Raw genomic sequence first — 13073 nt, forward strand, 5'->3', positions numbered from 1 at the left:
GGATCCGCCGGAACCCCGCCCCGGAACCTGCCCTGCGGTCACGCGTCGATGCGCGAGCGGTCCAAGGTCGCGGCCGAACTGGTGATGAACTCCTTGCGGGGTGCCACCTCGTTGCCCATGAGCAGGTCGAAGACCTGCTCGGCCGAGTCCAGGTCGCCGATGTTGATGCGCCGCAGGGTGCGGTGCCGCGGATCCATCGTGGTCTCCGCCAGCTGGTCGGCGTCCATCTCACCGAGGCCCTTGTAGCGCTGGATGGAGTCCTTGAAGCGCACACCCTTGCGCTGGAACTCCAGCAGTGTGGTGCGCAGCTCGCTGTCCGAGTACGTGTAGACGTACTTGTCCTGGCCCTTCTTGGGCTGGATCAGCTCGATCCGGTGCAGCGGCGGCACGGCGGCGAACACGCGGCCCGCCTCGACCATGGGACGCATGTAGCGCTGGAAGAGTGTGAGCAGCAGGCAGCGGATGTGCGCGCCGTCGACGTCGGCGTCGACCAGCAGCACGATCTTGCCGTAGCGGGCGGCGTCGATGTCGAAGGTCCGGCCCGAGCCCGCCCCTATGACCTGGATGATCGCGCCGCACTCGGTGTTCTTCAGCATGTCCGAGACGGAGGACTTCTGGACGTTGAGGATCTTGCCGCGGATCGGCAGCAGCGCCTGGAACTCGGAGTTCCGGGCGAGCTTGGCCGTACCCAGCGCCGAGTCGCCCTCGACGATGAAGAGCTCGCTGCGGTCCACGTCGTCGCTGCGGCAGTCCGCGAGCTTGGCGGGCAGCGAGGAGGACTCCAGCGCGGTCTTACGGCGCTGCGCCTCCTTGTGCTGGCGGGCGGCGATCCGCGTACGGGCGGCCGCGACGATCTTCTCCATGACCGAGCGGGCCTGCTGCTTGTCGTCCCGCTTGGTGGAGGTCAGGAACGCCTTCAGCTCCTTGGCGACGACGCCCGCGACGATACGTGTGGCCGCCGAGGTGCCCAGGACCTCCTTGGTCTGGCCCTCGAACTGCGGCTCGGCCAGTCGTACGGTCACGACCGCCGTGAGCCCCTCCATGGCGTCGTCCTTGACGACGTCGTCCTCGGCGACGCGCAGCAACTTGGCGGAGCGCAGCACCTCGTTGACGGTCTTGGTGATCGAGCGCTCGAAGCCGGACACGTGCGTGCCGCCCTTGGGGGTGGCGATGATGTTGACGAAGGACTTGACCTGCGCGTCGTACCCGGTGCCCCAGCGCAGGGCGATGTCGACACCGAGCTCGCGGGTGACCTCGGCCGGGGTCATGTGACCGCGGTCGTCGAGGACCGGGACGGTCTCCTTGAAGGTGCCCGATCCGGTCAGCCGGAGCACGTCGCAGACGGCCTTGTCCTGCGCGAGGTACTCGCAGAATTCACTGATGCCGCCGTCGAAGCGGAACGTCTCCTCGGTCTTGCCTGCCCCGTCGATGCCGCGCTCGTCGCGGACCACGATGGTCAGTCCGGGCACCAGGAACGCGGTCTGCCGGGCGCGCTGGTACAGCGTCTCCAGGGAGAGCTTGGCGTCCTTGAGGAAGATCTGCCGGTCGGCCCAGTAGCGCACGCGCGTACCGGTGCGGGTCTTGGGCACGCGCTTGCCCTTGCGCAGCCCGTTCGCCGGGTCGAAGGGCGCGTCGGGGCCCTGCTCGGTGAAGATGCCGGGGACCCCGCGGCGGAAGCTGATCGAGTGCGTGGCGCTGTTGCGGTCGACCTCGACGTCCAGCCGGGCGGAGAGGGCGTTGACCACGGAGGCGCCCACACCGTGCAGGCCGCCGGAGGCCGCGTAGGAGCCGCCGCCGAACTTGCCGCCGGCGTGCAGTTTGGTCATGACGACCTCGATGCCGGACAGCCCGGTCTTCGGCTCGACGTCCACCGGGATGCCCCGGCCGTTGTCCTTGACCTCCACGGAGCCGTCCTCGTGCAGGACGACCTCGATGTGGTCACAATAGCCACCGAGGGCTTCGTCGACGGAGTTGTCGATGATCTCCCAGAGGCAGTGGAGCAGGCCGCGGCTGTCGGTGGACCCGATATACATGCCCGGGCGCTTGCGGACCGCCTCGAGGCCTTCGAGGACGAGAAGGTGCCGCGCGGTGTAGTTGGAGCCGTCACGGTCTGCTCCGGTCAGCAGCGCAGTGGAAGGCACGGACGTGTCGGCGGTCACGCAGTTCGCTCCTCGCTGAATTTCTTTATATGGCCCGGTCGGGCCCAGGGATGGCTGGGTCGCCCGTCAGAGGGTACCGAGGCCTGGTAGAGCCGATGTAACGCCACCCTCGTGAACCCTCAGAGTAGTCCAGAGTCGTATGAATGTTCGATCCCTCGATGGAGTGAAGCAAACATCACGTTCCCTTCCAGGCATGAACCATTTAGGCTCCGGGCACGTCCTCATGAACAACCGGCAAGCCGGCCGGGAGGAAGACCGAGACAAGCAATGCGAAACCGTAGAGCTAAGCGATACGGCCCATTCGCCGCCAACCGGCAGCAGCCAGCCACTTCGGAAGGAAGTTTCGAGGAAAAGCCGTGAGCGGGAACGTTTTCGGCCTGGTTGGATGTTGACCCTGGTACGACAGCTCGTCGAGCTAGAGAAGAGGCGACGTGACTACTGTTCTGACCCCCGCGAGCCCCCTGACGGCCGCTGACCGATGCGACCGTTGCGGAGCCCAGGCATACCTGCGTGTCGTCCTGATGAGCGGCGGTGAACTGCTCTTCTGCGCCCACCACGGACGCAAGTTTGAGCCGGAACTCAAGAAGATCGCCGCTGAAATACAGGATGAGACTGAGCGGCTGACGGCCGCCCCGGCCTCCGCCGACGAAGAGGAACACTGAGACCTCGCACCCACGACGAGCCAGTACCGGTCCCGGACCGGGCTACGGGCGGCACTCCCGGTATGTCAGGGAGGCCGCCCGTTCTGGTACGCCGTGACGGGGCGAGGGGCTGCTGCCCCTGATCAGCCCGCCCCTGATCAGCCCCTGCCGGCCCCTGTCAGCGGCCTGACCGGCCCTGTGCCGCCACCGCGGCCGCCAGCGGTGCGATCCGCGTATAGACGCCCGGGCTGTCCGCACGGCCGCAGCCACGGCCCCAGGAAACCAGGCCGATGAGCCGGCCCCGCGCGACCAGCGGTCCGCCGCTGTCTCCCTGGCAGGCGTCCCGCCCACCCTGCGGATCACCGGCACACAGCATCGACGCCGCGAGATACCTGCCGTAGGCGTTGCCGGGGTACGCCGCCTCACACACCTTGTCCGGCAGCACGCTGACCTCGGCCGAGCGGAGCGAGTAGGCGTAGCTCCCGGCCCCGGTCATGTCCCCCCAGCCGTAGACGACCGCTCCCGCCCGCGGCGCGTACACGGGGTCTCCCGGCCCCGCCATCGGCAGTACGCCGGCGGCGGGTACCGCCTCGGAGAGCGTCAGCACGGCAAGATCACCGGCGTTCGAGGCGGTGTCGTACGCCGGATTGATCCAAGTACCGCTCACCGGGATCTCACGCCCGCCGGCCCCGAGCAGCTCGACCCTGCCCGCGACGACCTTCAGGTCGCGGACCGCCCCGAGGGGCACGCCGAGCGCCTCCTGACTCAGGCAGTGGGCAGCGGTCAGCACTTTCCTGGGGGCCACCACCACGCCCCCGCAGAACTGTCCGGCCCTGATACCTCCGAACCGGTCACGGCTGGAGAGGGCGACGACCCACGGGCTCTCGTTGAGGCTCACTGGACGGCCGCCGATGACGACTCCGTCGGCGACGGCCGGGGCGGTGGAGATCAGCGGGGAGCCGACCGCCCCGGCCAGCATGGCCAGTGCACCCATCATGGCTCGGGCAAGGGGGCGACGCATGACTGCCTCCTGACTCTGTGTGTGCATTGCTCACCCAGAGTCGACCGCCATGGCGTCGGGCGCACCTGCGAACGCCGAGGGCCCGGCGTCTCGTAGGCGAGACTCCGGGCCCTCGGCGGAACTGCCGTGGCGACCTAGTCGAGGTAGTCGCGCAGCACCTGCGAGCGCGACGGGTGGCGCAGCTTCGACATGGTCTTGGACTCGATCTGGCGGATGCGCTCGCGCGTCACGCCGTAGACTTTGCCGATCTCGTCCAGCGTTTTCGGCTGGCCGTCGGTGAGGCCGAAGCGCATCGACACGACGCCCGCCTCACGCTCGGAGAGGGTGTCCAGCACCGAGTGCAGCTGCTCCTGGAGGAGCGTGAAGCTCACCGCGTCGGCCGGAACGACCGCCTCGGAGTCCTCGATGAGGTCGCCGAACTCGCTGTCGCCGTCCTCGCCGAGCGGGGTGTGCAGCGAGATCGGCTCGCGGCCGTACTTCTGGACCTCGATGACCTTCTCCGGGGTCATGTCGAGTTCCTTGGCCAGCTCCTCCGGGGTGGGCTCGCGGCCCAGGTCCTGGAGCATCTGGCGCTGGACACGGGCGAGCTTGTTGATGACCTCGACCATGTGCACCGGGATACGGATGGTGCGGGCCTGGTCGGCCATGGCGCGGGTGATCGCCTGCCGGATCCACCAGGTGGCGTACGTGGAGAACTTGTAGCCCTTGGTGTAGTCGAATTTCTCCACCGCGCGGATCAGACCCAGGTTGCCCTCCTGGATCAGGTCCAGGAAGAGCATGCCGCGGCCGGTGTAGCGCTTGGCCAGCGAGACGACCAGGCGGAGGTTGGCCTCCAGGAGGTGGTTCTTGGCTCGGCGGCCGTCCTCGGCGATGATCTCCAGCTCGCGCTTGAGCTTCGGTGCGAGCTTGTCGGAGTTCGCCAGCTTGTCCTCGGCGAAGAGACCGGCCTCGATGCGCTTGGCGAGCTCGACCTCCTGCTCCGCGTTGAGGAGGGGGACCTTGCCGATCTGCTTGAGGTAGTCCTTGACCGGGTCGGCGGTGGCACCTGCGACAGCGACCTGCTGGGCCGGAGCGTCGTCCTCGTCGTCGTCGGAGAGGACGAAGCCCTTGCTCTCGCCGCCCTCTTCCTCCTCCTCGGCCCCGGCCTTGCCGCCGGTGCCGGGGGTCTCCTCGACGGGCTCCTCGTCGAGGACCTCGTCGGACTTCTTGGCGGCGGTCTTCTTCGCCGCCGTCTTCTTGGCCGCTGTCTTCTTCGCGGGCGCGGCCTTCTTCGCCGCCGTCTTCTTGGCGGCAGCCTTCTTCGCGGGCACGGCAGCGGCCTCGTCCGCCGGGGCGTCCACCGTCTCGTCCAGCTCCGGGGCCGCGGTGGCGGCCACGGTCTTGGCCGCGGCCGTCTTCGCCGGGACGGTCTTCGTGGCGGTGCGCTTGGCGGGGCTCTTCGCTGCGACGCTCTTACGGGTGCGCTTGGGCGACTCCGCGGCACTGACCATCAGCGTCACACCCTCTTCCTCGAGGATCTGGTTGAGGCTGCGCAGAACATTCTTCCACTGGGTTGGCGGAATCTGGTCAGCCTCGAAGGCCCGACGCACGTCATCGCCGGCGATCTGCCCCTCAGCCTTTCCCCGCTCGATGAGCGCCATGACAGACTCGGACTCGGCGATCTCCGGCGGGAGCGTACGGGATGTGCTGGCCGACACGAACAACCTCTCGGAACGATGGAAACGGCTTCCGGCCCCGTCCTCTGCTGGACCGGAGCCGACGACCGCCGACTGGGAATGGGCCGACGGCGCGGGCTGGGGCCGCGGAGCTGCACAGCGCCCTGAGCGGCTGCTGTATTCCCTCCTCGGCCATCACCTCTTAGGTCATCGCGCTGCTACGCAGAGCGTTACGCCCAATCTGCGTGGCCCGAGTCACACCCCGTAAGCAATCAAAGCGGCAAATACGAGGATAGACCCCACACAATGGTGTCGCCGGGCCCCCACGGGGCCCGGCGACACACGGTTCGTCTACGCGGTACTGCCGCCAGGCACGCGACCTGGCCGGGCTTGCCCGTCAGTGCTCGCGCGGTGCGGGCACCACGCGCTCCACCTCCGGGTGGACGGTGAGCAGCTGGCGCATCGCGGACTCGGCTCCCTGGGCGTCTCCGGACGCGAGGGCGTCGGCGATCCGGGCGTGGTGGGCGACCGAGGTCTCACTGGGGCGGTCGCAGGCCGTGACGGGGCTGCCGGAGACCTGGAGGGCGGCGGAGACGATCCCGGACAGATGCTCGAGCATGCGGTTTCCCGCGACCTGGATCAGCAGCGAGTGGAATTCGGCGTCGGCCCGGGCGAAGGTGACCGAGTCGGCCTGCGCGAGAGCGTGGCCCATGATCTCGACCATGTCGGTGAGACGCTGCTGGATGTCCTGGCGGCCGTGTCCCGCGGCGAGGCGGGCGGCGAGCGGCTCGATGGTCCAGCGCAGCTCGTTCAGCTCACGGCGCTGATCGTCGCGCTGCGGCCCGAACGCCCGCCACTCGATGATGTCCGGGTCCAGCAGGTTCCAGTCGCTGACCGGACGCACGCGGGTGCCGACGTTGGGGCGGGCGCTGACGAGGCCCTTGGCCTCGAGGACGCGAAGCGATTCGCGTACGACTGTGCGGGAGACCTCGAAGCGCTGGCCGATCTCTTCAGGGACGAGCGGACGGTCCGCGCCGAGGTCGCCCGAGACGATCATCTGGCCCAGTTGCTGGACGAGTTGGCCGTGCAGTCCGCGGCCGCGGCTGCCCGCCGCGCGTCGGCCCACCCGGCCCAACTCCACGTCCGCGCCGTCCCAGTGGGGGGCACCGACGCGGTCGGGGCCGGGCGCCTCCGCGTAGGGGTAGCGGTCGAGATCGCCCGGGCCTACGAGGCCTGCGTCTGCGTGGCGGGCGGCGGTCATCATGGTGTGCGCAAGGGTACTCACGCATCCTTTGTCGGCGTGGCTCCGGCGCCCCTTGAGGTCTTTGGTGAAAAGCACACGAAAGGGTGATCGCAGCCACCCCCACAATTGACGCCTTATCGGAAAGAACCGGGCGTTCTCCGGGAAGCTGTGGCCAGTTCGGCAGGGTGTGACCGCTAGACGGTCACCAACGGGCCCTACTGCGAAGGCCTGTGAACAGATACGCGCAAAGCAGAGCTACAAGTGACAAAGTGAGTGCCGCGCCGACCGGTTGTGACATGACGCGCATCGCGGCCACCAGCCAACGGTCCGCTGCGTGCGGCCACTCCACCCACGCCAGTTCCCGCAGCCGGGCCGGAAATCCGACCGCCGAACGGGCGGACGGATGGGCGATCGCCTTGTGTACGAGTGGGACGACCAGCACCGGCACCGCGAGTACCGCGGCCAGTCCGGCCGCCGTCGCGCGGAAGACGCCGGCAGCCAGCAGGCCGGCCCAGGCGCAGCCGATGGTGAGGCCCGCCCAACTCGAGGCGAGCGGGACCCAGTCGGCGGGGAGCTGTGTCACATCTCCCCCGTACACGAGGCGCACCGCCGTCATGGCAGCGGCGGCGGAGAGGCCGGCGAGCAGCAGCGCGACTCCGGCGGAGACAGTGAGCTTGGCCAAGAGCAGGCCGAGGCGGCGGGGGACGGTGCCGCGGTCGGCGGCGAGGGCGGGATAGCGGAATTCCTCACCGAAGGCCAGTGCGCCCAGGAGACCCGCGCCGAGGGCGGCGGGCGGCAGCGGGAAGAACTCCGGCCAGGCCGCGAACACCTGCGGCAACGGGGTGTGGCCGGTGCGGGCGAGGAGGACGGCGATGACGACGGAGCTGGCGAGGACGACCGCCGCCACCAGGGGTGCCGTCCTGACCCCGGCGACGCGGCGCAGCTCGTAACGGAAGGGGCGCAGCGGGTTGCGGACCGGATGCGGCAGCGCCGGGGGAGCGAGTGACTCCTCGGCGCCGGACCGGCCGGACGGGCCGGACGGGCCTGGGACGGCGGAGGCTGCGGTCGGGCCGGAATCACCTACCTCGTCGGCGAGTTGGTGGACGAGGATGCCGTGCCGGAAGGCGGTTTCGCCGATGATGGCGCAACTGCTGCCGTACACCGAGAGACGGTTGCCGTCCTCGGCGACCACCTCGACGGAGCGCTGGGCCGCCCGCGCCTCCCGTGCGACGAGGTCCGCGAGTCTGGCGGCGTGCGGCGTCCGCACGGCGACGCGGGGACGGAGCCGGGTGCGGGCGAAGTCGACGGCCTCCTGATCGGCGACCAGCCGCCCTTCGTCGATGGTGACGACACGGTCGGCCGTCCGCGCCGCCTCCTTGGGGTCGGCGGTGGTGAACAGGACCGTGCCGCCGTGTGCGGCGTGGCCGCGCAGCAAACCGTGCAGCCAGCTCTGCTCGCGCAGCGAGAGACCGTCGGCGGGCTCGTCGAGGACGAGAGTGCACGGGTCGCCCAACAGCGCGGCGGCCAGCCCCAGCCGGCGGTCCATGCCGAGCGAGAGGGTGCCCAGCCTCTGGTCGCGGAGCCCTGAGATACCGACGACTTCGAGCATGTCGTCGGCCCGGGACGCCGGGACGCCGGAGGCCGCGCAGAGCATGCGGAGCTGGCTGCGGACGGTACGCGCGGGGTGCCCAGGTACGTCTCCGAGCAGCACGCCGACCTCCCGGGCCGGGTGGGCGATGCGGTGCAGGGGGCGTCCACGGAAGTACGTGACACCGCGGCCGGGTTCGAGTTCGAGCATCAGCCGCAGCACGGTGGTCTTGCCCGAATCCGGGGCACCCAGGAGGGCCGTGACCCGGCCGGGCCGTGCCTCGAAGGTGAGGTCGTCCACGGCTGGCGGGAGATCTCGGCGGGGGGCGCTGGTCAGTCCGATGGCCTGGAGCATCGCTTCTCTCGCGGGAGGTGAGACCGCTCGGCGGCAGAGTGGTTACCGCAGCAAGATAACGCGACATTTCCGACTTTTAGTGCAGCGAGCGGGCCGCGGGTGTCAGACCTCTGGGCGGAGCATCGGCGGATTGAGCACAGTCGCTCCCCCGGCCCTGAACAACTGTGCGGGCCGGCCGCCCTGACGGGTCGTGGTGCCGCCCGCCGGCACCAGGAAGCCGGGAGTCCCGGTCACCTTGCGGTGGAAGTTCCGGGGATCGAGCACGACACCCCAGACCGCTTCGTACACCCGGCGCAGCTCTCCCACGGTGAACTCCGGGGGGCAGAAGGCGGTGGCGAGCGAGGAGTACTCGATCTTGGACCGGGCGCGCTCCACCCCGTCCGCGAGGATCTGCGCGTGATCGAAGGCGAGCGGGGCAGGCTGCTCTCCCTCCCGGCCGAAGCCACCTTCCTGGTTGAGCAGCGCTTCGACAGGAGCCCAGCGCACGCTGTCGGCGTCCCCGCCGGCCCGGGGTGCGGGGAGGTCGGGTGCGAGCGCCAGATGCGCGACGCTGACCACGCGCATCCGCGGGTCGCGCTCGGGGTCGCCGTACGTGGCGAGCTGCTCGAGGTGGGCGCCGTTGCCGGACACCGGGGTGGCGGGGTCGTGGGCGCACAGCCCGGTCTCCTCGGCGAGCTCCCGCGCGGCCGCCGCCGCCAGATCCTCGTCGCCCCGGACAAAGCCGCCAGGCAGCGCCCACCGGCCCTGGAACGGCGGCTCACCTCGGCGGACCACGAGCGCGCAGAGCGCGTGCCGCCGCACCGTGAGCACGACCAGGTCGACAGTGACGGCGAAGGGCGGAAAGGCCGACGGGTCGTAGGGGGACATGCCGCGATCATAGTCGTCTGCCTGACGATAAACAGTCGTTTGGCGATCCGCTTCACTCCCCGTCGCACCGCTTCACACCCCGAGCTGAAGCCCATCGGCTGCCTCCTCGACCATCACGAGCCCGAGCCTGCTGACGCGTACGGCGAAGGGCTCTCCCGCGACCCTCAGTTCGGACAGCTGCAGAGCCCCGAGCGGGGCACTGCGCACCGGAGTGAACGCGACCGTCCCCGCCGGTGCGTCGGGGCGGATGCCGGCCAGCGTGGCGAGCAGATGGATCCCGGCGGCTGCGGAGACCGCAGCCGGGCGGCAGGCCGCCGGGTGCGGCAGTGGGGCGCCGCCGGCCGTGCGCTGCTCTCCCGCGTACATCTCAGGGAGCCGATGGCCGAAGGTCTCGGCGGCGTCCAGCACGCCCCTCAGCAGGGCGCACGCCTCCTTCTCGTAGCCGGCGGCCGCGAGTCCTGCGACGGCAACAGCCGTCTCGTGCACACGCACCGCGCCGCCGCGGTGACCGAAGGGGTTGTAGCCGGGCTCCCTGCTGCCCAGGCTGCGCAGCCCCCACCCGGAATCCATCGCAGGACTGCCGAGCAGCCTGGCCAGCTGCTCGGTCTGCGCCCCGTCCAGCAGGCCGGCGGCGAGCCGTCCTGATCCGAGCAGGCCGGTGTCCAGCAGGTGTACCGCTCCGCTGCCGAGGCAGGGCATCGGCCGGCCGTCTGGGCTGAGCGCGGCGGCCGGTCGTCCGCCCGCCCGGTCCTCGAACCAGAACGCCTCCCGGAACCGCCGGCGCAGCGCTCCCGCCCATTCGCGCAGACCGTCGGCACCCACCCGGCCGCACTCCGCGAGAAGCTCGGCGCCGAGCAGTGCGGCCCGGTGGGCATGGGCCTGGGTCTCGCACCGCCGCGGGCCGGCCGGGAGCGGTTCCGGGAGGAGTGCACCGTCCCCGGCCGCGGAGCGCAGCCAGCCAAGGCAGCGCTCGGCGGCCGGGAGCAGTTCCTCAACGTCCCGCTCCGGCAACCCCCAGCGCCTGGCCTCGGCGAGCACAACGGGGAACGCGAGGGTCGCCTCCATGCCCGTACAGCTCGGCGGGAGATGCGGTCCCGCTGCTCTCAGCGGGCCGGGGATGCGCCCGGAATCCCGTCCGGATCCGGTCAGTTGGGTGCGGGCGAGCGTACGCAGGGTGTCCGCGGCCAGCCGGGTGCCGAGCGGCAGTGCCATCCGCGCCGCCCACAGCGCTTCGGCGGGCGCGAGGCCACACCGCCACGGCGCTCCGGCCGCCAGATACGCGTCGCAGGGATGGGCGGGGGCCCGGAGCAGTAGCGCGCGCAGGTCGTCGAGGCTGGTGCCGAAGAGTGCCTCTGCGCGGGGGTCGTCCGCCTCTGCCCGGGCGGGTGCCAGGACGGTCGCGGGGCCGCCCGAAGTCCTGGCCGACCGGTCCCGGCCGGTCCGCAGCTCGATGGTCCGGCTCGCTCCGGGAGCAAGCTCCAGCTCCCAGCGCAGCAGCCCGGCAGAGGCCAGGGCGTCGTCGGGAGGCGGGTCCGCGGTGATTACGGCCTGCGCCCCCGCGGACGTCCAGCGCAGGCCGGCGGCATGGACGGATGCGGGCAGTTCAGGGCCGGACCGGCCTGCGGCGATCGCGCTCAGCTCCGCGAGATCGGTGCCCAGTGAGATCTCCACCGGCAGGCGCAGATGGCGGCCCGCGGCGCTGCGCAGGGTGATCCGCTCCGTGCCGTCCGCGTACCGAAGCCGTTCCACGCTGATGTCGGGGTCGGGTCCGCCGTCGGACGCCGTGCGCACGATGGAGACGAATCGGGCACGGTCGGCGGAGACTTGTCTGCCCTGCACGGCTACCGGTTCGCGGCCCGCCACCAGCAGACGGCAGCGGGAGAGCAGCCGACGGCCGGACCGGTAGACGCCCTCCAGGCCCTCTCCCGTCAGCTGGCCGTGTTCCGCGGAGATCGCGAGGAACGGCACAGCGACACAGATGAGGGAGGCGTGCACCGGCGGCAGCTCCCCGGGACGGCGCCGCCCGGGTGCCGGCGGCTTCCCGGCCGGTACGGGAGTGTGTCCTGCGGCTGAACGGCGGGCGGAGGGAACGAGGTGGGCCATGGGTCGCCTTGTCTGCACTGCGGACGGTTTCACCGGTCGGCGGCGCGGGTCGCCCCCTTCCACCACACAGCTGAACGGCGAGGCCGGTGAGCTGGTCACGGCCGCAGTGTGGCGGGCCCGCCGGCCCGGCGTACGCGACCTCACTGCTCGCTCCTGACCCCGCGCTGCCCCGTCCGGCGGCGCGCACGGGCCTGCGGCGCCACACCTCCGGGACGGGTCCTGAGCCTGGCCGGGCTCTTGGGGACCGGTGGGCGCCTCCTCGCCGACTTGGCGTGAGCCGGGGTCTCCCGCTGGTCCCGCTCGCTCCGCAGGCAGCGGCGCAGGGCCTCCGGGTCCAGGCCTTCGTTGCAGGCATGGTGCAGTAGCTGGGCAAAGTGGTACTCGGAGTCGACGCGCAGTGCCACGCCGAGGGTGACCCGCGCGCCCGGTTCGTCGCCGGTCGACCAGGCGACCCAACCGGCCAGGGTGAGCGGCGGCGCGCCATGTTCCGCGTACGGACCGACACAGCGGCGCGCCAGTGCCCGCCAGAGCCGCAGCGCCGGCTGCGCCTCGGGGCCCTCCATCCATTCCGCGGCGATGTCGCGGGTCACCCGGTCCTGAAGGCCGAGGATGACCGTCGCGGCCTCGTCATGGGTGAGCAACCCGTCGTCCCACCGATCCGCTTCCGGTCCGGACACCGGTGCCGGCGCCCCTTCGAACCTCGTCATCAGCGCCCGCGCCAGCCCGAGGGTTTCGGAGCCGACCTGCTCGCGGTCCGCCCCGCCCAGGATCCTGGGCACCAGCGCGGCCCCTGCGGCGTCCAGGGCGAGCTCCTGTTCCACCGCAGCAGGGCCGCCCCACGGCGCCAGGCGCGCCTCCATCTCCTTCAGCGAACCCCGCACCTGCACTCCCGCGTAAGTGGCCGCCGCCGCCATGACGGACGTCCCGGGGAGGGCCAGCGCGCTTCCCTCGGGCGGACAGCACCGCGTATCGGGACAGCAGAAGGACCAGTAGCGTCCGTCGGAGATGCACAGCGCCTCGAGCACCGGCACCTCCAGCGCGCCGCATGCGGTGCGCAGCCGCTGAGCGAGGGGCCGCAGCCGCTCCATCACCTGCTGCCCGGTTTCGCCCTCCGCCGGGTCCAGGCAGAGGAAGACGATGATGCCTTCGGGGCGCGCACCACGGCGTTCGCTGCCGGTCACCAGGCAGTCGGCGAGCTGTTCCGCGGTCTGCGCCCACTCCCCCGGCGCGCGGGGGATGCCGAGCCGCAGCCGTCCGCCGAAGCGGCCACGACTCCCGTGCAGCGCGACCATGACGATTGATTCGGTCGGGTGGAAGCCCATCAAGTACGGCAGGGCATCGGCGAGTTCGGCCGGGCTGCGCAGGGTGATCTGCTGCTCGGAGGACGGCCCGGTGGATTCTTGGTGCTTGGTCATGGCACGACGGTCCCGCGGCAGCCCTCA

General features: G+C 71.0%; 9 protein-coding genes. 1 reads left to right on the plus strand and 8 read right to left on the minus strand.

Translation table 11 applies throughout. The annotated features are described in order from the left end of the window. Positions 1 to 38: 38 nt before the first annotated feature. Positions 39 to 2159 carry a DNA topoisomerase IV subunit B gene (locus NLX86_RS10655; RefSeq protein WP_254371383.1) on the minus strand — a complete coding sequence of 707 codons (2121 nt, stop codon included), beginning with the start codon at positions 2157 to 2159 and terminating at the stop codon, positions 39 to 41. Between the two features lie 431 nt (positions 2160 to 2590). On the opposite strand from NLX86_RS10655, the gene NLX86_RS10660 reads away from it, so the two are divergent. Further along, a complete protein-coding gene (locus NLX86_RS10660; RefSeq protein ID WP_254371384.1) occupies positions 2591 to 2821 on the plus strand; it encodes a hypothetical protein in 231 nt (76 codons plus the stop codon). A gap of 157 nt (positions 2822 to 2978) precedes the next feature. Here the strand turns inward: NLX86_RS10660 and NLX86_RS10665 are convergent, their stop codons facing one another. The 7 genes from NLX86_RS10665 to NLX86_RS10695 form a co-directional block, all read right to left on the minus strand. Beyond that, complete coding sequence (locus NLX86_RS10665; RefSeq protein WP_254371385.1) at positions 2979 to 3821, minus strand: trypsin-like serine protease; 843 nt, start codon at positions 3819 to 3821, stop codon at positions 2979 to 2981. Between the two features lie 134 nt (positions 3822 to 3955). Continuing rightward, positions 3956 to 5518: an RNA polymerase sigma factor gene (locus tag NLX86_RS10670; protein ID WP_254371386.1), complete on the minus strand. Its 1563-nt coding sequence runs from the start codon at positions 5516 to 5518 to the stop codon at positions 3956 to 3958. A gap of 355 nt (positions 5519 to 5873) precedes the next feature. Next, positions 5874 to 6815: a FadR/GntR family transcriptional regulator gene (locus tag NLX86_RS10675; protein ID WP_308409572.1), complete on the minus strand. Its 942-nt coding sequence runs from the start codon at positions 6813 to 6815 to the stop codon at positions 5874 to 5876. Positions 6816 to 6921: 106 nt separating this feature from the next. Beyond that, on the minus strand, positions 6922 to 8661 hold the full coding sequence (locus tag NLX86_RS10680) for an ATP-binding cassette domain-containing protein (RefSeq protein WP_254371388.1): 1740 nt from the start codon (positions 8659 to 8661) through the stop codon (positions 6922 to 6924). A gap of 102 nt (positions 8662 to 8763) precedes the next feature. Next, entirely contained in the window at positions 8764 to 9528 is a 765-nt protein-coding gene (locus NLX86_RS10685) for an NUDIX domain-containing protein (protein WP_254371389.1), read from the minus strand. 72 nt (positions 9529 to 9600) lie between these two features. Next, positions 9601 to 11532, minus strand: coding sequence for a glycogen debranching N-terminal domain-containing protein (locus NLX86_RS10690; RefSeq protein WP_374213862.1), 1932 nt, complete (start codon positions 11530 to 11532; stop codon positions 9601 to 9603). Between the two features lie 239 nt (positions 11533 to 11771). Next, positions 11772 to 13046 (minus strand): DUF4192 domain-containing protein, encoded by a 1275-nt coding sequence (locus NLX86_RS10695; protein WP_254371391.1) that lies wholly within the window; start codon positions 13044 to 13046, stop codon positions 11772 to 11774. Positions 13047 to 13073: the final 27 nt, after the last annotated feature.

It is taken from the genome of Streptomyces sp. A3M-1-3 (assembly GCF_024213665.1).
GTDB lineage: Bacteria > Actinomycetota > Actinomycetes > Streptomycetales > Streptomycetaceae > Streptomyces.